This window comes from Citrobacter portucalensis (genome assembly GCF_002042885.1).
Lineage (GTDB): Bacteria > Pseudomonadota > Gammaproteobacteria > Enterobacterales > Enterobacteriaceae > Citrobacter > Citrobacter portucalensis.
The window spans coordinates 17651-36634 of record NZ_MVFY01000025.1 but is presented as its reverse complement, the minus strand read 5'-3'; the positions used below and the strand labels follow the sequence as shown (position 1 = coordinate 36634).

Here is an 18984-nt window from a genome sequence, read left to right as displayed (position 1 = left end):
CTGTCGGTGAGCGCTCTCCTGAGGAGGACAAATCCGCCGGGAGCGGATTTGAACGTTGCGCAGCAACGGCCCGGAGGGTGGCGGGCAGGACGCCCGCCATAAACTGCCAGGCATTAATTAAAGTGAAGAAGCCCATCCTGACGGATGGGCTTTTTTGCGTCTGTGCGGGATGAAAACCGCCGGATGCGGCGTACCGCCTTATCCGGCCTACAGGGGCTGGGCTGAACGTATTTTGTAGGCCTGATAAGCGCAGCGCATCAGGCAACGCGGCGGTACATTGCCGGATGCGGCGTAACAGCCTTAATCGACCAACAAAAGCACACTGTCTCGATCTACTACACGGATCTCTCCCTCGAACATATCTGAATCCTTTCTCTGCTAATTAAAATCGTGATCTTTACCGCACAATAAGATATAACAATTATATAACATTCTATTCACTAAAAAACACACAACCATCATTGATAAATTCACGCGATCGTTGGCAGGGGTACAATTCTAATGGCTGATAGTAGTGTAACTGAGAACGGGGCGCTGGCAGACGGCGATACCCGTCGTCGTATATGGGCGATTGTCGGAGCATCATCAGGGAATCTGGTCGAATGGTTTGATTTCTATATCTATTCATTCTGCTCTCTTTATTTTGCTCATATCTTTTTTCCATCAGGAAATACCACCACACAACTCTTACAAACCGCTGGCGTTTTTGCCGCTGGCTTCTTGATGCGACCAATTGGAGGCTGGCTGTTTGGCCGTATCGCGGATAAGCACGGGCGTAAAAAGTCCATGTTGCTGTCCGTTTGTATGATGTGCATGGGATCGTTGGTGATCGCTTGTCTACCGGGATATGAAACTATCGGTACCTGGGCCCCAGCGCTATTACTGCTGGCAAGGCTATTCCAGGGGTTATCTGTAGGTGGTGAATACGGAACCAGCGCGACCTATATGAGTGAAGTCGCCGTTGAAGGTAAGAAAGGTTTTTATGCTTCATTCCAGTACGTAACGTTAATCGGCGGACAGTTACTGGCATTACTGGTTGTGGTCATATTACAGCACACGTTAGAAGACTCTGCGCTCAGAGAGTGGGGTTGGCGTATTCCATTTGCGTTGGGCGCCGTGCTGGCTATTGTTGCGCTATGGCTGCGTCGCCAACTGGATGAAACCTCGAAACAGGATGTTCGCGCGCTGAAAGAAGCGGGTTCCCTGAAAGGTCTGTGGCGTAATCGCAAAGCTTTTGTCATGGTGCTTGGTTTTACCGCCGCGGGTTCGTTGTGTTTTTACACGTTCACAACCTATATGCAGAAGTACCTGGTTAACACAGCCGGTATGCATGCCAACGTAGCCAGTGGGATTATGACGGCGGCACTGTGTGTGTTCATGCTGGTACAACCGTTGTTCGGCGCCTTGTCTGATAAAATTGGCCGACGTACTTCAATGCTGTGTTTTGGCGCGTTGGCCGCGATTTTCACCGTTCCCATTCTGACAGCATTGCAAAGCGTAACATCCCCGTATATGGCGTTTGCTCTGGTGATGTGTGCTCTGTTAATCGTCAGTTTCTATACGTCAATTAGCGGTATTCTGAAGGCCGAAATGTTCCCGGCGCAGGTGCGCGCTCTGGGGGTTGGATTATCTTATGCGGTGGCCAATGCACTGTTTGGCGGTTCAGCCGAATATGTCGCGTTGTCCCTGAAGTCTGTCGGTATGGAAACGACATTCTTCTGGTACGTCACTGCGCTGGCAGTAGTTGCGTTTTTAGTATCGCTGATGCTGCATGGGAAGGGGAAAGGTCTGCGCCTCTAGTAATGTGCCAGTTGCCAGACCGCATAGCCGGTAGATGCGCCTGCAACATCCCAGGCGAAGTCCTTCCAGCTCCAGCCGCTCCCAGCGGGACGGCTGTCCCATAGCTCTTTTGACGCACCCAGGCTGACTGAGAACATCAGGCCGATAGCCGCACTGCGATCGCGGCTGTTGCCCTGATGTTGGGCATATTCATTGCCGGCTGCGGCAAGCATGGCGGAGGCGATGAAGTGTTGAGCTTTGTCTTGCCCGCTCCACTGGTCGTTAGCCATATGGCTGCAGCCCGAAATGGCAAGGATACTGGTAAGAATGAACAGGCGCACCGTTGCCTCCATATGAAAAACCCCGTCACTGGACGGGGTCTTGATTACAGAATACGGCTAATTAATCTGTCGATACGAATACGGCGTAGTCGACGGATGAGCTTACGCACTTTGACCGGATAGTCAGCAATGCTTTGCAGGTCGCGATAGTGCTTAACGACGGTAGTATGCGTACGGATAAGCTCCAGCTCTTTATCGCGCTGAGGGGTGAGCTCATGCTTAGGATCGTGGATAAGGATGGCGTTTTCCAGATCCAGACGCCAGGCACGAGGGTTAAGGTTGTTGCCGGTGAGCAGCATCCATTTATCATCAACCCACATACCTTTCAGATGATAGGTATTGTCATCATCTTTCCATAAGCGCACGACCAACTGGTCGGTATTCACGTAATACTGCAATCTGCTCAAGAAACGGCGCAGATTTATTTCATACAGATAAGGCAGCGCACCGATGATCTTGAATGGCTCATCTTCCGGGATGAAAAAGTCGTTGGCGGTTTTATCACCGACAATGATTTCAACCTTTTTCCCTTCACGCAGCAGTTGAATGATATTGCGCACCAGTATGGCGGGCAGGTTGAAATAAGGGGTACAGATTGTGAGCTTGTGCTCTGCGCAGGGCATAAGATGGAAAATGGTCTTATTTAACAGACTGGATTTCCCAAGGCCCACCAGAGGCGTAACCGAAAGCTGTTCGTTATCAGCATCACCCTGAAAATGGAATGACGCATCGCGCAGTTCCTGACGGTACAGGCGGATGTCGTTTTTAATTTCTGGGCTTTTAGGGCGGTTGATATCATCAAGACGGTTAACGCCGCGACCGTTCATCAGGTTTTGCGTCACCCAATCGAACATGATATCGGCCATTTGCGCGTTGCGAATCAACTGATAACGGTCATAGCGATATTTATCATGCTGATGCAGGTAAACATCGTTCAGACTGGCCCCGCTGTACAGGACGCTGTCATCAATGATAAAGCCTTTGAAATGCAGGACGCCAAGCGCTTCACGGGTGTTAATCGGGACACCGTAGACAGGAATATCGATACCAGGGTTTTCTTGCGCCATTCGGCAATACCAGTCAGCATTGGTATTGGATGCCGCAGCACCAATACGACCGCGCTGGGCTCGGTGCCAGTCGACAAGCACCCGGACATCCAGCTCAGGACGCTGCCGTTTTGCCGCATAGAGAGCGTCAAGTATGCCTTTACCACCGTCATCCTGTTCCAGGTACAGCGCAATAATGCAGATCCGTCGCGTCGCGCTGGCTATTTTTTCCAGCAGAGTCTCCCTGAAATTAGCGGGAGCATAAAAGAAATCTACATCATCAACTGACTGAGAAATCTTGGGTAGTTGGGCAAGGTGTTGTTGATGTTTATTACGCTTAAATTTTGACAACATCACAGTGCATTTCTTCTCTGTTCATTGAAGGGTCCTCTGTGCTATGCAGACGACATAAGCGGGCAATGATACCACCAGTACCCATTAATGTGGTCAACATTTCCAGTACCTTACTCACGATTCCTCACATTGGGCCAGATTAAGCGTTAGCCCAACAATTCCCTCTTCGAGCTGGACGTCAACAACAAACCCGAGTTTTCGGGCCAGGGCGACCATCCCACGATTGTTCGGCATCGTAATACCATTCAAACGTATAAGTCCGTGATCTCGAGTATAGGCAATTAATTTTTCCATCAATCGGCGACCCAGTCCAAGCCCTTTGAGATCGGAACGAACCAGTACGGCAAACTCAGCGTCTACGTTATCAGGATCCGAGATTGCTCGCGTTACGCCGAGGATCTCTTCGTGATTATCTTTACAACGCACCGCAACAAAGGCCATTTCCCGATCGTAGTCGATCTGCGTCATATTGGCTAAATCTTCGTGGGTAAATTCGTTGATCTCACTGAAATAGCGATAATAAAGATCTTCTTTTGTCACCTGAGAAATGAACTGCTGAAGATGAGGTTCATCCTCCGGCAAAATGGGGCGGAACAGACAGCGCTCGCCGTTCTTCAACTCCACCCACTCTTCAAGCTGATGAGGGTAGGGACGTACAGCCAGTCTGCTTTCGTTATCTCCCGTGAAAGGGGCAATATCCAGCGTAACGTCCAGCGCGGTAAATTCTCCGGCCGAGGCCAGCAGCGGATGAATATCCAGACGCTGAATTTCCGGGCAATCGACGATCAGGTTGGAGACCTGCACCAGAAGTTGGCTCAACCCGGCGATATCCAAAGGGCGCAGTGCGCTGCGCGCGCGGATCTTTTTATTTTTGATCCCCTGGATCACCAGATAACGCGCCAGATTCATGTTCAATGGCGGCAATGCCACCACGGCTTGCTCTTCCGGTCGCCACTCAACACCACCTTCACCCAGCATAATCAACGGGCCAAATACCGGGTCGTGTTCAACGACGACACGAAGCTCCTGAGCGCCGGCGCGATTCGCCATACTTTGCACTAATAAGCCGTGAATGCGTGCCTGCGGCCAGGCCATTTTTACCCGATCGAAAATTGCATTGGCGGCCTGCTGCACTTCAGTGGCTGTACGCAGGTAGAGCATCACCCCCTGAACTTCTGATTTATGCGGAATATCAGGAGAACGCAGCTTGAGCGCCACCGGGTAGCCGATTTGCTCCGCGATGTGTACGGCTTCCGCGCTGTCGCTGGCGATCCATGTTGGCAGCGTGTGTAAGCCATAAGCCTGTAAAATCGGCTGCACTTCATGGGTATCAAGCGATGTCGCTCCTTCAGCAATCGCCCGCTGTAACAGATTATGCGCTTCGGCGGTGTTGGAGGTCAGGCTGTCAGGCAGCGCAGGCGTTTCTCGTAGCTGCTTCTGGTTTCGCCGATACTCCACCATATGCATAAATGCGGTGATGGTACCTTCCGGCGTGCGGTAGGTGGGCAGTCCGGCTTCGCTAAACAGTCTGCGGGCTTCCTGAGAGGAAAACTCTCCGCACCAGTTGGTCAGCAACGAGACGAATTTTCCTCGGGGGTGATGCTTTACCGCTTCAATCAATGCCAGTGCGCTTTCGGTTCCGGGAGCGGCTGCGCTGGGTGAATGAATCACCATCAGCGCGTCGAAATCCTGGCTGGCGAGCAAAATATCCAGCGTCTTAACGTAGTGTTCGCTGCTGGCGTCATCACGCAGATCCAGCGGGTTGGCGATATCAACATGTTCAGGCAACGCATCACGTAATTTCTGGCAGGTGTCTTCACTCAACGTCGCCAACTTGCCATTTTTTGACCACAGTTCATCTAATGCCAGTGCGGCAGGCGCGGCCCCATTGCTGATGATCATCAGCCTGTCGCCACGTAGTGGACGCATGTGACTCAGGGTTTCGACCGCCGAGAACAGCTCGTGGGTGTCTTGTACGCGTAGTAAACCGGCGCGCTGAATAGCGGCATCCCACGCAGGGTCCATCCCGGCGCTGGTATGCAGTAAACGCTGCGCCGCTGGACTACGACCGCTCTTAATCACCAAAATAGGTTTATTGCGCGAGGCGCTACGGGCGGCGGAAACAAAGCGTCGGGCATCACTTAAATGTTCGAGATACAGCAATATCGCGCTGGTTTTGCTGTCGCGCGCCAGGTAATCCAGCAGCTCATCAACGTCGATATCCAGGCTATCACCCAGCGCGATAAAGTAAGAAAAGCCCATTTCTCTCTGCTGTGCCCAGTCGAGTATGGTATTGGATACGGCAGCGGATTGAGAGATAAAAGCCAGCTTGCCGCGCTTAATCGGGACGGGGGAAAAGCTGGCGTTAAGCCCTTGCCAGGGCGCGAGAAGTCCCAGGCTGTTGGGGCCCAGCAAACGTATGTTGTAGCGTGATGCGCAGGCCAGCAGCTCTGCGTGCTGCGCCGCGGGAGCTGAGAGAATAATGCAGGTTTTACAGCCTTTCTCGCCAAGCGCTTCGAGTAACGCCAGGTTACGGCTGGCATTGGTGCACAACACGGCGAGATCCGGGCTAAAGGGCAGGCTGTTGATATTGGGCCATGCCAGTACGCCCAGCACCGCTTTCCATGCGGGCGTCACCGGTAAAACAGGTCCATTGAAACCGCCGGCAAGCAGGTTACGCATCATCAGGTAACCCGCGCGATTAGGCTTCATTGACGCCCCAATCACCGCAATGGATTTCGGTCGCAGTAGTGCTTCCAGACCACGCTGACTCATATCGGCTTCCTTAATGACACCAGTGACCGAATGATTTTAAACGTTTTCTGAGGAATCTGCTGTGACGCTTCCCTGATGTTGAGTTTTTCCTGCCAGGTAGCGGGTTTTAAAGCGAGTGAAATGATCGCTTAACCCTTCTGCGGCTTGCGTATCTCCCGCCAGATCCAACAAGGCGATGGCCACTTCGGCAGTGCAATATTGCCCTTCAGCGTGAACGCCACGCAGGTGGTAAGCAGAAAGGCGTGATAAATCAACGGAGATCACCGGTAGGTTATCGAGGTACGGGCTTTTGCGGAACATTTTACGCGCCTCAGGCCAGGTGCCGTCGAGCATGATAAACAATGGGGGCTTACCGGCTGGTGGCGTGAAAATCACTTCACGCTCTTCACCCGCATAGGAGGCCGGGAATACAACCATCGGCTGGTAATCCGGATTTTTCACCAGTTCCAGCAGCGCCTGCGGCGGCTCGGTGCGTGACCACTGAAAAGCCGTGGTATCGGGCAGAATATCAGCAATCAAACGCCCCGTGTTGCTGGGCTTCATCGGCTCGGTATCAAACATCACCAGACAAAAGCGACTTTTTGCCTCAGAGGGTGCCAGCGTTGCGCACAAGCAGAGTTTCTGCGGCAGCAGGCAGCGCTGACAGCGGCGAACGCGATTACCTCGGGCAAGGAAAGGACGCGTGGCGCGCGCGAGGCGCTCAGCGCGTAACTGAAGAACAGCGTTATCGGTCATGGGGAAACACGTTGAAAAACGCTATTGTCGCAGAGGTGAAAACGGGGCACAAGATGCGCCCCGTAGAGATTATAATGATTCGTTAAGCCAGCTATCAAACGGGGCTTTTGGTACAGCGCCGTTAAGCATGTCGACGATTTCCCCTTTTTTGAAAATCATAATGGTCGGAATGCTGCGGATACCGAAACGGGCGCTGAGTTCACGCTCGGCTTCCGTATTCACTTTAACAAAACGCACTTTACCGCTACGCTCTTCCGCGACATCTTCAAAAATCGGGGCGAAGTTACGACATGGACCACACCAGGGGGCCCAAAAGTCAACGACCACCGGGAGATCGTCTTTTAACAGTTTATCCAGTGTCTCACCGGTCGCATTGATCACCTCCCCATCAAACAGGTCGTGACCACAGCGTCCGCATTTAGCCGCTTCCTGGACACGATCGTCGGGGATGCGGTTGATAGCCTGGCAGCTGGTACAAACGGTATTCATAACTAACCTCTGGATGAGTGGAGTGGACTTCACGGCAGGAACGCCAGTATGTTTCTATTATGTTACATATTATCGGGGAGTCTGTTCTAAACAACAATGCGTTTTATTCAATGAGTACAATAGTCCTTAGCTTTTAAATGAAATAATGGCTAACGACGTGCACATCGGGTAATCTGCGCGCTTCGCGCAGAGCAGGTGGAGAAAAACATGAGCGACGAACTGAAGAACAAAAACGGCAAGGTCAAAGTGATGTACGTCCGCAGTGACGATGACTCGGATAAACGCACCCAAAATCCACGTACCGGAAAAGGCGGCGGTCGCCCCGGTACTTCCCGAGCCGAAGGCGGTCGTCGCCCTGCCCGTGATGACCGAAAGGGTCCGAACAGCGAACGCGGTCGTGAACGTGGTCGTGACCGCGATGTAGAACGTGACCGCAGACGTGAAGATTCACCGTGGCGTACCGTGTCCCGCGCACCGAATGATGACGCAGCGGATAAAGCCGATCACGGCGGTATTAGCGGTAAGAGCTTTATCGATCCTGAAGTGTTACGCCGTCAGCGTGCGGAAGAAACCCGCGTTTACGGTGAGAATGCCTGTCAGGCTCTGTTCCAGAGTCGTCCGGACGCCATCGTCCGCGCCTGGTTTGTTCAGAGCGTAACCCCGCGCTTTAAAGAAGCATTACGCTGGATGGCGGCAAACCGAAAAGCCTATCACGTGGTTGACGAAGCCGAGCTGGCGAAAGCCTCTGGCACAGAACACCACGGTGGCGTCTGTTTCCTGATCAAAAAACGTAACGGTACTACCGTTAAGCAGTGGGTCGGTCAGGCAGGGGCGCAGGATTGTGTGCTGGCACTGGAAGATATCGCTAACCCGCATAACCTGGGCGGCATGATGCGTAGCTGCGCGCACTTCGGTGTGAAAGGCGTAGTGGTTCAGGATGCGGCGCTGCTGGAATCAGGTGCGGCCATCCGTACCGCTGAAGGTGGAGCTGAGCACGTTCAGCCGATTACCGGCGACAGCATTGTTGATGTGCTGGACGACTTCCGCCAGGCGGGTTACACGGTTGTGATGACCTCAAGCGCGAAAGGCAAACCGCTGTTTACTACCACGCTGCCGGAAAAAATGGTGCTGGTATTAGGGCGTGAGCGTGAAGCTCTGCCAGAAGCAGCATGCTCAGCCGACGATTTGTGCATAGCGATTGACGGCACTGGCAAGGTAGAAACGCTCAACGTTTCTGTGGCAACAGGCGTGCTGCTCGCGGAGTGGTGGCGTCAGAACAAAGCCTGATAATAAAAATGCCAGCGAATCGCTGGCATTTTTTTACTCGCTTTCTGCGGGTAATACCGGCATCCAGTCAATTGGCTTTTCACCTCGTTGTTCCAGCCATTCATTCGCCAGTACAAAGTGATTGCAGCCAAAGAAACCGCGATGCGCAGAGAGCGGTGATGGGTGGGGCGCTTTCAACACATGGTGACGCTGCGTATCAATAATCGCGCCTTTCTTCTGTGCGTGAGAACCCCAGAGCAGGAAAACCACGCCTTCCCGATGTTGGTTAATCAGGCTGATGACTTTATCGGTAAATGTTTCCCACCCAAGGCTGGCGTGAGAATGTGCCTGGCCGGCGCGGACGGTGAGTACTGTGTTAAGTAACAGTACCCCCTGGCGTGCCCAGCTTTCCAGATATCCGTGCGTTGGGCGCGTGAAGCCTGGAATTGTTGCCTCCAGCTCTTTGTACATATTCAGCAACGAGGGTGGAGTGGCAATGCCGGGGCGAACAGAGAACGCGAGACCGTGTGCCTGGCCTGGACCGTGGTAAGGATCCTGACCCAGGATGACGACTTTCACGTCACCAAGCTCGGTAAAGCGAAAAGCGTTAAACACATCTTTTTGCGGCGGATAAATTGTCATTCCCGATTGACGCTCGCCGGCAACAGTATGCAGCGTGTTAACAAAATAAGGCTGCTGTTTCTCTTCAGCCAGCACATCGTGCCAGGTTAATTCGGTGGCCATCTCGCTCTCCTGCGAATTTTCAATCCCCCTAGCTTAACTGCTTCTTTCGACGTCGCAAAATTCTGTACGTTACTCAATGGTCTACCCCTTAAAGATAGTTGAAAATTTATGTAAAAAGTTTAGCTGCGCACATGGCGTAAGTTGATGTAAAACAATAAAATCCACTTATCACCACTTTTCATGTGTGGTTTTTGTTGATTTAAATCAAAGATTCAAGGGTGTGTGAGGGGTATATATACACTCAAGCAACAATGGTTTTACCAATTGGCCGGATGACGGCCAACCGAGATCAAATAATTTTGCCGGGGAGGCATCAAATGATTACAGGTATCCAGATTACTAAAGCTGCAAACGACGACCTGCTGAACTCTTTCTGGCTGCTGGACAGCGAAAAAGGCGAAGCTCGCTGCATCGTTGCGAAAGCAGGTTTCAATGCTGATGAAGTTGTTGCAGTCAGCAAACTGGGCGAAATCGAATACCGTGAAGTACCGGTAGACGTACAGCCGGAAGTCCGCGTGGAAGGTGGTCAGCACCTGAACGTGAACGTTCTGCGTCGCGAAACGCTGGAAGATGCAGTTAAGCATCCGGAAAAATATCCGCAGCTGACCATCCGTGTTTCTGGTTATGCAGTGCGTTTCAACTCTCTGACTCCAGAACAGCAGCGCGACGTTATTGCTCGTACCTTTACTGAGAGCCTGTAAGGCTCACGGGGAATAACCCCGTTTAGCAGAGAATCAAAAAGCGGAAGATGCCAGTGTGTCTTCCGCTTTTTTGCATCTGTTAGTAAAAGATCCTCACCGCGCAATACACCAACAGCAGCGCCAGAATGATATTCAACTGTCGACCGTAACGGCGAAAAACGCGCTGAAAAAGATGGCCCGCCAGCGCCCAGCAGGCATTCCCGAAGGTGCCGATCAGCGCTAACAGAATACTCACCCCAATCAGCCAGTGGGCGTCCTGAGTGTACGGTAATACGAACGTGGATAACGCGGTAATGCCGTACAAAATGATTTTCACGTTAACAAACTGCAAGCCAAAACTTGCCCAGAAGCTAATCGGCTCTGACTGCAATCTATCGTTCGAGGTCGGGCTGGTGGCGATCTTCAGCGCCAGCCACAGGATATAAGCGGCCCCAGCCCAACTAAGCCAATGGATGATGGCTGGATCCATGACCGCCAGTGAAAATGAAATCCCGGCGCACATCATCATGACGATTAAAAAGCCCAGACTCATACCGGCCAGTACGCGTGTACTCTGACGAAAACCGTGTGACGTCGCGGCGCTGAGCGCAAGGATGTTGTTTGGTCCGGGGGTTAGCGCGGTAATCAATGTATAGGTCCAGAATGCACTTAAAAGCGTGGGGGTCACTTGTTATCTCCTCTGTTTTGATAGACAGTACCCGAGGCAAAACATTAAAAAAAATGAATGTTTTTGCATTCTGAGTTCGATGTTTTCGATGGGTTGGTGCGGATGGATTTACGTCGGTTTATTACGCTAAAAACGGTGGTGGAAGAGGGCTCATTTCTGCGGGCATCACAAAAACTGTGCTGTACGCAATCAACGGTTACCTTTCATATTCAACAGCTTGAGCAAGAGCTTTCGGTGCAGTTGTTTGAAAAAATTGGTCGCCGGATGTGTCTCACCAGTGAGGGAAAACGGCTGATGCCGCATATCCATGACCTGACGCGCGTGATGGCATCGATTCGACAGTCGGCACATCAGGATGCGCAGCCGAGCGGCGATCTACGTGTCGCAACAGGCGAAACGCTGCTGGCGTATAAAATGCCGCAGGTTTTACAGCGATTTAAACAACGTGCGCCCCATGTGCGGCTGTCTTTACAGTCGCTGAATTGTTATGTCATTCGCGATGCATTGCTCAGTGATGATGTTGATCTGGGGGTCTTTTATCGGGTGGGTAATGACGATGCCCTGGAGTTGATGCCGCTTGGCGATCAGTCACTGGCATTAGTTGCTTCGCCACTGCTTCAGCACGTTGATTTTACTCAGCATAACCAGCACATTCCCTGCAGTTTTATCATTAATGAGCCGCAATGTATTTTCAGACAACGCTTCGAGGGGCTACTGCGTAAACGACAGATTACGCTGGAAAATACCATTGAGTTATGGAGCATTGAAAGCATTAAGCAGTGCGTATCGGCAAATCTTGGGGTCAGCTTTTTGCCGCATTTTGCCGTCGAGAAGGAGTTACGTTCAGGGGAGTTGATTGAATTACCGTTCAGTGAACAACCTGAGTTAATTACGGCATTGTGTGGTTATCATGCCGGAAAAGTCGTTAGCCCGGCGATGCGGGTGTTTCTTGAGTGCATTGAAGAGAGTTTTGCATCACGTGAAAAAATGCCGGGCTAAATGGCCCGGCATTCGGTTTACTCTTTGTCGGACTGCTGGGTAGCAGCGCCGCTCGGCTTACGACGTTTGCCGATATTTTTGGCGTCGCGGTGACGTTTTTTCACCCGCGGCTTCTCTTTCTCTTTCGCCTTTTTCTCAGCGCGCTTCGCCAGCACTTTCTTGGATGGCTTACCGTTAGATTTCTCACTTGGCGCGCGCGTGGTTGGACGCAGTTCGTCAATGACGCGAGCTTTCAACGGTTCGTCAATATAGCGGCTCGCTTTGCCGAGCAGCAGGTGGTCGTGCGCTTCAACTAAAGAGATCGCAGTGCCTTTACGGCCAGCACGACCGGTACGGCCAATACGGTGCAAATAGGCATCGCCACTGCGCGGCATGTCGAAGTTAAACACGTGGCTGACGTCAGGAATATCGATCCCGCGAGCGGCGACGTCGGTTGCTACCAGCACGTTCACACGACCATCGGTCAGGCGTTTGATCGCTTCGTTACGTTTGTTCTGCACCATCTCGCCTTCGAGATAGCAGTTATTAATGCCCGCCTGGCGCAGCCAGCCTGCCAGTTCGTGCACACGCTCACGTTTGCGTACGAAGACAATCGAGCGAGTCGCTTCCGGCTGTTTTAACAGGTGGATCAGCATGGCAGTTTTGTGCTCGATGTCATCGGCACGGTAGTAAAACTGATGGATCTTCTTGCGTTCACGGGTGGACGGATCCGCTGAGACTTCGACCGGGTCTTCCAACAGACGCTCGGCAAAATCTTTAATCGCATCGCCTTCCAGCGTGGCGGAAAACAGCATGGTTTGTTTACGCCAGCGTGTTTCACCGGCGATATGCTCGATGTCCTGGGCAAAGCCCATGTCCAGCATACGGTCTGCTTCATCGAGAATTAGCGTTTCAACCGCATGGCAGTCGAAGTTTTCTTCTTTAATGTATTGCAGCAGACGACCCGTGGTGGCGACCACGATGTCCTGGTTTTCGCTAAAGACTTCCATGTGGTTCATGTAAGCCACGCCGCCGGTAATCGTAGCGATATCCAGATGTGTATTCTTCGCCAGCTCACGAGCGTGTTCGGCAACCTGCATCGCCAGTTCGCGCGTTGGCGTCAGGATTAAAATGCGCGGCGGACCAGATTTCTTGCGCGGGAAGTCGAGCAGGTGCTGCAACGCTGGCAGCAAATATGCCGCCGTTTTACCGGTGCCTGTCGGCGCAGAACCGAGTACATCACGGCCATCGAGCGCAGGCGGAATGGCGGCAGCCTGAATGGCGGTCGGGCGAGTGAAACCTTTTTCCTGGAGGGCATCCAGAAGGCTTTCATCGAGTTCAAGTTCGGAAAAAGTCGTTACAGTCATGTTCTACCTCTGAGTGGGGCGCTGATTATAGACGTTACGGCTGCAATCTTCATCTGTTTGTATGGATATACCTTCTCAGGTATTGTTTTTATCCTATGTTATCGTTTTTTTTTCCAGGAAGGTTGTTCTTCATGCCCCAGCCTACATCCGTACTGAGACGTAATGGATTTACTTTTAAGCAGTTTTTTGTGGCACACGATCGCTGTGCAATGAAAGTCGGAACAGACGGCATTTTATTGGGGGCCTGGGCCCCCGTTGCGGGCGTAAAGCGGATCCTGGATATTGGTACCGGGAGTGGCCTGTTGGCGCTGATGTTGGCCCAGCGCACTGATGAAAACGTCATCATTGACGCCGTGGAGCTTGATGTCGATGCCGCGCAGCAGGCGCAGGAGAACATCGCGCAATCTCCGTGGATGCATCGCGTGAGTGTTCATACAGAAGATGCGCAGCAGTGGATACCGCGTCAGACCGTGCGTTTTGATTTGATAATCAGCAACCCCCCCTATTATGAACAGGGCGTGGAATGTGCTACACCGCAGCGCGAGCAGGCGCGCTATACCACCACGCTCGATCACCAGGCGTTGCTTACGCTGGCGGCGGACAGCATTACGGAAGAAGGTTTTTTTTGTGTAGTGCTGCCGGAACAGATTGGGAACGCGTTTACCCAGCAGGCATTAAGTATGGGCTGGCATCTGCGATTACGTACGGATGTAGCAGAAACGGAAGCCCGACTACCGCATCGGGTATTGCTGGCATTCTCCCCGCAGGCCGGGGAGTGCTTTAGCGACAGGCTGGTGATTCGTGGGCCAGACCAACGTTACTCTGAAGGTTACACGGCACTGACCCAGGCGTTTTACCTGTTTATGTGATGACTTAGCGGCGAGAGAATGGACGGGCCGGCTTCTGGAAGCTGCTCTGGGTAATCCAGCGTGTAGTGCAGGCCCCGACTCTCTTTGCGCATCATTGCGCAGCGGACAATCAACTCGGCAACCTGCACCAGGTTACGCAGTTCCAGCAAATTGTTCGACACGCGGAAATGGGCGTAATACTCGTCGATTTCCTGTTGCAGCATGGTGATACGGCGCAGAGCGCGCTCCAGGCGCTTGGTCGTACGCACAATACCGACGTAATCCCACATAAACAGCCGCAGCTCATGCCAGTTATGCTGGATAACAACCAACTCATCCGGATTTTCTACCCGGCTTTCATCCCAGCCCGGGAGCGTGCTAACGCCGCGAGCATAAGGCATGCGCTTGTCGATATCTTCAGCCGCGGACCAGCCATAAACCAGACACTCCAGCAATGAGTTCGATGCCATCCGGTTGGCACCATGCAGGCCGGTGTAACTCACCTCGCCGATCGCATACAGCCCGTCGACATCGGTACGGCCAAAGTCATCCACCATCACACCGCCGCAGGTATAGTGCGCGGCAGGTACGATGGGAACCGGCTCTTTGGTTAAATCAATGCCCAATCCCAGCAACTTTTCATAAATCATCGGGAAATGCTGACGAACAAATTCTTCCGGCTTATGGCTGATATCGAGGAACATGCAATCTGCACCAAGGCGCTTCATTTCATGATCAATGGCGCGGGCGACAATATCGCGGGGAGCCAGTTCGCCACGTTCGTCAAAATCGGGCATAAAGCGTGAACCGTCCGGGCGCTTCAGGTGCGCGCCTTCGCCGCGCAGCGCTTCGGTCAGCAGAAAATTGCGCGCCTGCGGATGATACAGCGCTGTCGGGTGAAACTGGTTAAACTCCAGGTTGGCGACGCGGCATCCTGCGCGCCAGGCCATTGCAATTCCGTCACCCGAGGAAATATCCGGATTGGTGGTGTATTGATACACCTTTGACGCGCCGCCGGTGGCCAACACTACCGACTTCGCATGGCAGGTTTCGACGGCTTCTTTATTACGATTCCAGATCCATGCGCCAACAACCCGACGCGTTCCCGGCAGACCGATTTTATCGGAGACAATCAGGTCGACGGCGTTGCTACGCTCAAGAACCCGGATATTGGGGTGATTTTGTGCCTGGCTGACGAGTGTGGTTTCGACTTCTTTGCCGGTAGCATCTGCAGCGTGCAGGATGCGTCGATGGCTGTGACCGCCTTCACGGGTCAGGTGATAGCTCTCTTCGCCGTTAGGCTGAACCTGTGTATCAAATAAGACGCCCTGATCGATAAGCCATTGAACGCAGGTGCGGGCATTGCTGGCGACAAATTCAACCGCATGGCGATCGCACAGCCCGGCCCCGGCAATCAGCGTATCTTCAACGTGGGAGTCGATACTGTCGGTTTCATCGAAAACCGCGGCAATACCCCCTTGGGCATAAAATGTCGAGCCTTCGCTGACCGGCCCTTTGCTCAGGACAATAACCTGATGTTTTTCAGCCAGGCGCAGCGCCAGTGAGAGTCCGGCAGCTCCGCTGCCAATGATCAGCACGTCACAGGATAATTCAGGAGTCGTATTCATGATGTTTGTTTAATTTACTAAACAGTGTTTGGTCACCATAGCACCACATTGCGCGATACTGCACGTTTTATTTTTAAATGTGTTGCAATGACTAAACATGAAAGAAAAGCATGATGAGGGCGAAATAGGCATAAATATTTTGTGAAGCAGGCCGTTAGCATCAGATTATGTGATGAAATAAAGTGCCCGTTGGGTTACTCTGCAAGCGGTGAAATGGGCATTTCTGTACAGATAGTGCGTTGATCGGGTTATGTAGACTTATAATGAGAGATAAGACCTGTCTACAACATGACAAACAAAAAACAATGCGTAACGGAACTTTACGAAACTTGAGCACTCTAAGCATTTGCTTGCTCATAGTGAAGCTGATGGAGTGGCGTTTCGAAAGCGCGTGGAAATTTGGTTTGGGGAGACTTTACCTCGGATGAGCGAGCAGTTAACGGACCAGGTCCTGGTAGAACGGGTCCAGAAGGGAGATCAGAAAGCCTTCAACCTACTGGTAGTGCGCTATCAGCATAAGGTGGCGAGTCTGGTTTCTCGCTATGTACCGTCGGGTGATGTACCCGATGTAGTACAAGAAGCATTTATCAAAGCCTATCGTGCGCTGGACTCGTTCCGGGGAGATAGCGCTTTTTATACCTGGCTGTATCGTATTGCAGTCAATACAGCGAAGAATTACCTGGTCGCTCAGGGGCGTCGTCCACCTTCCAGTGATATTGATGCGATTGAAGCAGAAAATTACGAAAGTGGCGGAGCACTGAAAGAAATTTCGAACCCTGAGAACTTAATGTTGTCAGAAGAACTGAGACAGATAGTTTTCCGAACTATTGAGTCCCTCCCGGAAGATTTACGCATGGCAATAACCTTGCGGGAGCTGGATGGCCTGAGCTATGAAGAGATAGCCGCTATCATGGATTGTCCGGTAGGTACGGTGCGTTCACGTATCTTCCGAGCGAGGGAAGCTATTGATAATAAAGTTCAACCGCTTATCAGGCGTTGACGATAGCGGGATACTGGAAAAGGTATTAGGCATGCAGAAAGAGAAACTTTCCGCTTTAATGGATGGCGAAACGCTGGATACTGAGTTACTCAAAGAGCTAACTCACGACCCGGAAATGCAAAAAACCTGGGAGAGTTATCACCTGATTCGCGATTCCATGCGAGGTGATACCGCCGACGTTCTCCATTTCGATATTTCCGCCCGCGTAATGGCCGCCATCCAGGATGAGCCAGTACGCCAGACGGCGCCATTGATTCCTGAGGCCCAGCCAGCACCGCACCAGTGGCAGAAAATGCCATTCTGGAAGAAAATGCGTCCGTGGGCCGCGCAGCTTACCCAAATGGGTGTGGCCGCGTGCGTATCACTTGCAGTTATCGTTGGCGTCCAGCACTATAATGGGCAATCTGAAACGTCCCAGCAGCCCGAAACACCGGTATTTAATACATTACCGATGATGGGTAAAGCCAGTCCGGTTAGCTTGGGTGTACCTTCTGACGCGACGGCCAGCGGCGGTCAACAACAGCAGGTACAGGAGCAGCGTCGTCGTATTAATGCCATGTTGCAGGATTACGAATTGCAACGTCGACTGCACTCTGAACAGCTTCAGTTTGAGCAGGCCCAAACACAGCAAGCCGCTGTGCAGGTGCCAGGAATTCAAACTTTAGGAACGCAATCGCAGTAATGAAGCAACTTTGGTTTGCCATGTCACTTGTGGCTGGTAGCCTGTTCTTCTCTGTAAACGCCTCGGCCAATCCTGCGTCCGGGGCGTTGTTGCAGCAGATGAATCTGGCCAGCCAGTCGCTAACCTATGAGCTGTCATTTGTCAGCATCAATAAGCAGGGTGTTGAATCCCTACGTTATCGTCATGCCCGCCAGGATAACCGTCCACTCGCGCAACTATTACAAATGGATGGACCGCGCCGGGAAGTGGTGCAACGCGGCAACGAAATTAGCTATTTTGAGCCTGGTCTCGAACCGTTCACGCTGAACGGCGATTATATCGTTGACTCTCTGCCATCCCTGATTTACACCGATTTCAAACGCCTTGCTCCCTACTATGATTTTATCTCAGTAGGCCGCACCCGTATTGCCGATCGGCTCTGTGAAGTGATCCGCGTTGTGGCGCGTGACGGCACCCGTTACAGCTATATCGTTTGGATGGACACGGAGACCAAACTGCCAATGCGTGTCGATCTCCTCGATCGTGATGGCGAAACGCTGGAACAGTTCCGTGTGATCTCCTTTACCGTGAATAACGGTGTTAGCGACAGCATGCAGACGTTAGCAAAAGCGAATTTACCACCGTTGCTGTCGGTTCCTGCAGGCGAGAAAACCAACTTCAACTGGAGTCCGTCGTGGTTGCCACAAGGTTTCAGTGAGGTCTCAAGCAGTCGACGTCCGCTGCCGACGATGGATAACATGCCGATTGAATCACGCCTTTATTCTGATGGCCTGTTTAGTTTCTCCGTGAACGTAAACCGTGCGACGCAGAACAGCGCCGATCAACTGCTGCGTACTGGCCGCAGAACGGTCAGCACCAGCGTGCGTGATAACGCGGAAATTACGATTGTGGGCGAGCTTCCACCACAAACGGCGAAGCGTATCGCGGACAATATCAAGTTCAGGGCAGCACAATGATTAAAGAATGGGCGACGGTCGTCTCCTGGCATAATGGTCTGGCGACGGTCAGCTGCGATGTTAAAGCATCATGTAGCAGCTGTGCTTCCCGGGCCGGATGCGGGAGCCGCGTGCTGAACAAACTGGGACCACAGACCACACACACTATCGTGGTGCCCTGCGACGAACCCTTGACCCCTGGTCAAAAAGTTGAACTGGGCATTGCCGAAGGTAGCCTGTTGGGATCGGCGATGCTGGTCTACATGTCTCCGTTGGCGGGACTGTTTCTTTTCGCGGCGCTGTTCCAGGTGCTGTTTGGTTCCGATCTTGCGGCATTAAGCGGCGCAGTGCTGGGGGGCGTGGGCGGATTCCTGATTGCTCGTGGATACTCTCGTAAGCTTGCTGAGCGCGAAGCCTGGCAGCCGGTCATTCTGAACGTTGCTCTCCCACCCGATCTTATTCGCGTCGAAACCCAGCAGTGATATCTTTGCCTGATGGCGTTGCGCTTATCAGGTCTACAGCGTGCTCAGATGCAGGCGTAGGCCGGATAAGGCGTTTATGCCGCCATCCGGCAAAAGTTTCACCGACTTTGCAAGGTTGTTTCCAGTTCCCGCTATCCTTGCTCTATGAACGTTTCCTCGCCTCAGCG

The 18984-nt window shown here is 52.4% G+C and carries 19 protein-coding genes; 10 read left to right on the top strand and 9 right to left on the bottom strand.

Annotation, left to right across the window (positions count from 1 at the left end; translation table 11 throughout):
* Positions 1-501 precede the first annotated feature (501 nt).
* Positions 502-1800 carry an MFS transporter gene (locus tag BZK40_RS22970; RefSeq protein WP_008785510.1) on the top strand — a complete coding sequence of 433 codons (1299 nt, stop codon included), beginning with the start codon at positions 502-504 and terminating at the stop codon, positions 1798-1800.
* Here the strand turns inward: BZK40_RS22970 and BZK40_RS22965 are convergent.
* From BZK40_RS22965 to trxC, 5 genes are all read right to left on the bottom strand, one after another.
* A complete protein-coding gene (locus tag BZK40_RS22965) occupies positions 1797-2132 on the bottom strand; it encodes a YfiM family lipoprotein (protein ID WP_153687927.1) in 336 nt (111 codons plus the stop codon). The genes BZK40_RS22970 and BZK40_RS22965 overlap by 4 nt on opposite strands.
* Positions 2133-2164: 32 nt before the next feature.
* On the bottom strand, positions 2165-3520 hold the full coding sequence (gene pssA, locus BZK40_RS22960) for a CDP-diacylglycerol--serine O-phosphatidyltransferase (protein ID WP_079935362.1): 1356 nt from the start codon (positions 3518-3520) through the stop codon (positions 2165-2167).
* A 114-nt stretch (positions 3521-3634) separates the two neighbouring features.
* Positions 3635-6295, bottom strand: a complete 2661-nt coding sequence (locus BZK40_RS22955; RefSeq protein ID WP_032944266.1) for a bifunctional acetate--CoA ligase family protein/GNAT family N-acetyltransferase — start codon at positions 6293-6295, stop codon at positions 3635-3637.
* Between the two features lie 36 nt (positions 6296-6331).
* A complete protein-coding gene (gene tapT / locus BZK40_RS22950; protein WP_003835347.1) occupies positions 6332-7030 on the bottom strand; it encodes a tRNA-uridine aminocarboxypropyltransferase in 699 nt (232 codons plus the stop codon).
* 69 nt (positions 7031-7099) lie between these two features.
* Complete coding sequence (gene trxC, locus BZK40_RS22945; protein ID WP_008785506.1) at positions 7100-7519, bottom strand: thioredoxin TrxC; 420 nt, start codon at positions 7517-7519, stop codon at positions 7100-7102.
* A gap of 207 nt (positions 7520-7726) precedes the next feature.
* Between trxC and BZK40_RS22935 the strand changes: the two genes are divergently transcribed.
* Positions 7727-8806, top strand: a complete 1080-nt coding sequence (locus BZK40_RS22935; protein ID WP_020996710.1) for a tRNA/rRNA methyltransferase — start codon at positions 7727-7729, stop codon at positions 8804-8806.
* A gap of 33 nt (positions 8807-8839) precedes the next feature.
* Here BZK40_RS22935 and ung read toward each other — a convergent pair whose 3' ends face one another.
* Complete coding sequence (ung, locus tag BZK40_RS22930) at positions 8840-9529, bottom strand: uracil-DNA glycosylase (protein ID WP_008785504.1); 690 nt, start codon at positions 9527-9529, stop codon at positions 8840-8842.
* Between the two features lie 317 nt (positions 9530-9846).
* Here ung and grcA point away from each other — a divergent pair, with 317 nt between their 5' ends.
* Complete coding sequence (gene grcA / locus BZK40_RS22925) at positions 9847-10230, top strand: autonomous glycyl radical cofactor GrcA (protein WP_003037563.1); 384 nt, start codon at positions 9847-9849, stop codon at positions 10228-10230.
* 79 nt (positions 10231-10309) lie between these two features.
* Here the strand turns inward: grcA and eamB are convergent, their stop codons facing one another.
* The gene (eamB, locus tag BZK40_RS22920; RefSeq protein ID WP_079935361.1) at positions 10310-10897 is read right to left on the bottom strand and encodes a cysteine/O-acetylserine transporter; all 588 of its coding nucleotides are present in this window, start codon (positions 10895-10897) and stop codon (positions 10310-10312) included.
* Between the two features lie 102 nt (positions 10898-10999).
* Here eamB and BZK40_RS22915 point away from each other — a divergent pair, with 102 nt between their 5' ends.
* Entirely contained in the window at positions 11000-11896 is an 897-nt protein-coding gene (locus tag BZK40_RS22915) for a LysR family transcriptional regulator (protein ID WP_095533178.1), read from the top strand.
* 17 nt (positions 11897-11913) lie between these two features.
* Here the strand turns inward: BZK40_RS22915 and srmB are convergent, their stop codons facing one another.
* Positions 11914-13242, bottom strand: coding sequence for an ATP-dependent RNA helicase SrmB (gene srmB, locus BZK40_RS22910; RefSeq protein ID WP_003835340.1), 1329 nt, complete (start codon positions 13240-13242; stop codon positions 11914-11916).
* Positions 13243-13373: 131 nt separating this feature from the next.
* Between srmB and trmN the strand changes: the two genes are divergently transcribed.
* Entirely contained in the window at positions 13374-14111 is a 738-nt protein-coding gene (gene trmN, locus BZK40_RS22905) for a tRNA(1)(Val) (adenine(37)-N(6))-methyltransferase TrmN (RefSeq protein WP_079935359.1), read from the top strand.
* Here trmN and nadB read toward each other — a convergent pair.
* Positions 14096-15718, bottom strand: a complete 1623-nt coding sequence (nadB, locus tag BZK40_RS22900) for an L-aspartate oxidase (protein ID WP_079935358.1) — start codon at positions 15716-15718, stop codon at positions 14096-14098. The two genes, trmN and nadB, sit on opposite strands and share 16 nt — an antisense overlap.
* A 263-nt stretch (positions 15719-15981) precedes the next feature.
* Between nadB and rseD the strand changes: the two genes are divergently transcribed.
* The 5 genes from rseD to rseC are packed head-to-tail and all read left to right on the top strand — an operon-like array spanning position 15982 to position 18817.
* Complete coding sequence (rseD, locus tag BZK40_RS24565) at positions 15982-16146, top strand: rpoE leader peptide RseD (protein ID WP_122973798.1); 165 nt, start codon at positions 15982-15984, stop codon at positions 16144-16146.
* Positions 16143-16718, top strand: coding sequence for an RNA polymerase sigma factor RpoE (gene rpoE / locus BZK40_RS22890; RefSeq protein ID WP_003037573.1), 576 nt, complete (start codon positions 16143-16145; stop codon positions 16716-16718). Before rseD ends, rpoE begins: the two co-directional genes overlap by 4 nt.
* Positions 16719-16749: 31 nt before the next feature.
* Positions 16750-17400: an anti-sigma-E factor RseA gene (gene rseA / locus BZK40_RS22885; RefSeq protein WP_008785497.1), complete on the top strand. Its 651-nt coding sequence runs from the start codon at positions 16750-16752 to the stop codon at positions 17398-17400.
* Positions 17400-18356 carry a sigma-E factor regulatory protein RseB gene (gene rseB, locus BZK40_RS22880; RefSeq protein ID WP_003835334.1) on the top strand — a complete coding sequence of 319 codons (957 nt, stop codon included), beginning with the start codon at positions 17400-17402 and terminating at the stop codon, positions 18354-18356. Before rseA ends, rseB begins: the two co-directional genes overlap by 1 nt.
* Entirely contained in the window at positions 18353-18817 is a 465-nt protein-coding gene (gene rseC, locus BZK40_RS22875; protein ID WP_048225094.1) for a SoxR-reducing system protein RseC, read from the top strand. The genes rseB and rseC overlap by 4 nt, the downstream gene beginning before the upstream one ends.
* Positions 18818-18984: the final 167 nt, after the last annotated feature.

Bases quoted from the DNA above. Each gene is read 5' to 3' on its own strand.
- rseD (WP_122973798.1), top strand. From the start codon at position 15,982: ATGAGAGATAAGACCTGTCTACAACATGACAAACAAAAAACAATGCGT.
- rseC (WP_048225094.1), top strand. From the start codon at position 18,353: ATGATTAAAGAATGGGCGACGGTCGTCTCCTGGCATAATGGTCTGGCG.
- tapT (WP_003835347.1), bottom strand. From the start codon at position 7,030: ATGACCGATAACGCTGTTCTTCAGTTACGCGCTGAGCGCCTCGCGCGC.
- nadB (WP_079935358.1), bottom strand. From the start codon at position 15,718: ATGAATACGACTCCTGAATTATCCTGTGACGTGCTGATCATTGGCAGC.
- rpoE (WP_003037573.1), top strand. From the start codon at position 16,143: ATGAGCGAGCAGTTAACGGACCAGGTCCTGGTAGAACGGGTCCAGAAG.
- rseB (WP_003835334.1), top strand. From the start codon at position 17,400: ATGAAGCAACTTTGGTTTGCCATGTCACTTGTGGCTGGTAGCCTGTTC.
- BZK40_RS22915 (WP_095533178.1), top strand. From the start codon at position 11,000: ATGGATTTACGTCGGTTTATTACGCTAAAAACGGTGGTGGAAGAGGGC.
- BZK40_RS22935 (WP_020996710.1), top strand. From the start codon at position 7,727: ATGAGCGACGAACTGAAGAACAAAAACGGCAAGGTCAAAGTGATGTAC.
- grcA (WP_003037563.1), top strand. From the start codon at position 9,847: ATGATTACAGGTATCCAGATTACTAAAGCTGCAAACGACGACCTGCTG.
- pssA (WP_079935362.1), bottom strand. From the start codon at position 3,520: ATGTTGTCAAAATTTAAGCGTAATAAACATCAACAACACCTTGCCCAA.
- BZK40_RS22965 (WP_153687927.1), bottom strand. From the start codon at position 2,132: ATGGAGGCAACGGTGCGCCTGTTCATTCTTACCAGTATCCTTGCCATT.
- BZK40_RS22970 (WP_008785510.1), top strand. From the start codon at position 502: ATGGCTGATAGTAGTGTAACTGAGAACGGGGCGCTGGCAGACGGCGAT.
- BZK40_RS22955 (WP_032944266.1), bottom strand. From the start codon at position 6,295: ATGAGTCAGCGTGGTCTGGAAGCACTACTGCGACCGAAATCCATTGCG.
- trmN (WP_079935359.1), top strand. From the start codon at position 13,374: ATGCCCCAGCCTACATCCGTACTGAGACGTAATGGATTTACTTTTAAG.
- rseA (WP_008785497.1), top strand. From the start codon at position 16,750: ATGCAGAAAGAGAAACTTTCCGCTTTAATGGATGGCGAAACGCTGGAT.
- srmB (WP_003835340.1), bottom strand. From the start codon at position 13,242: ATGACTGTAACGACTTTTTCCGAACTTGAACTCGATGAAAGCCTTCTG.
- ung (WP_008785504.1), bottom strand. From the start codon at position 9,529: ATGGCCACCGAATTAACCTGGCACGATGTGCTGGCTGAAGAGAAACAG.
- trxC (WP_008785506.1), bottom strand. From the start codon at position 7,519: ATGAATACCGTTTGTACCAGCTGCCAGGCTATCAACCGCATCCCCGAC.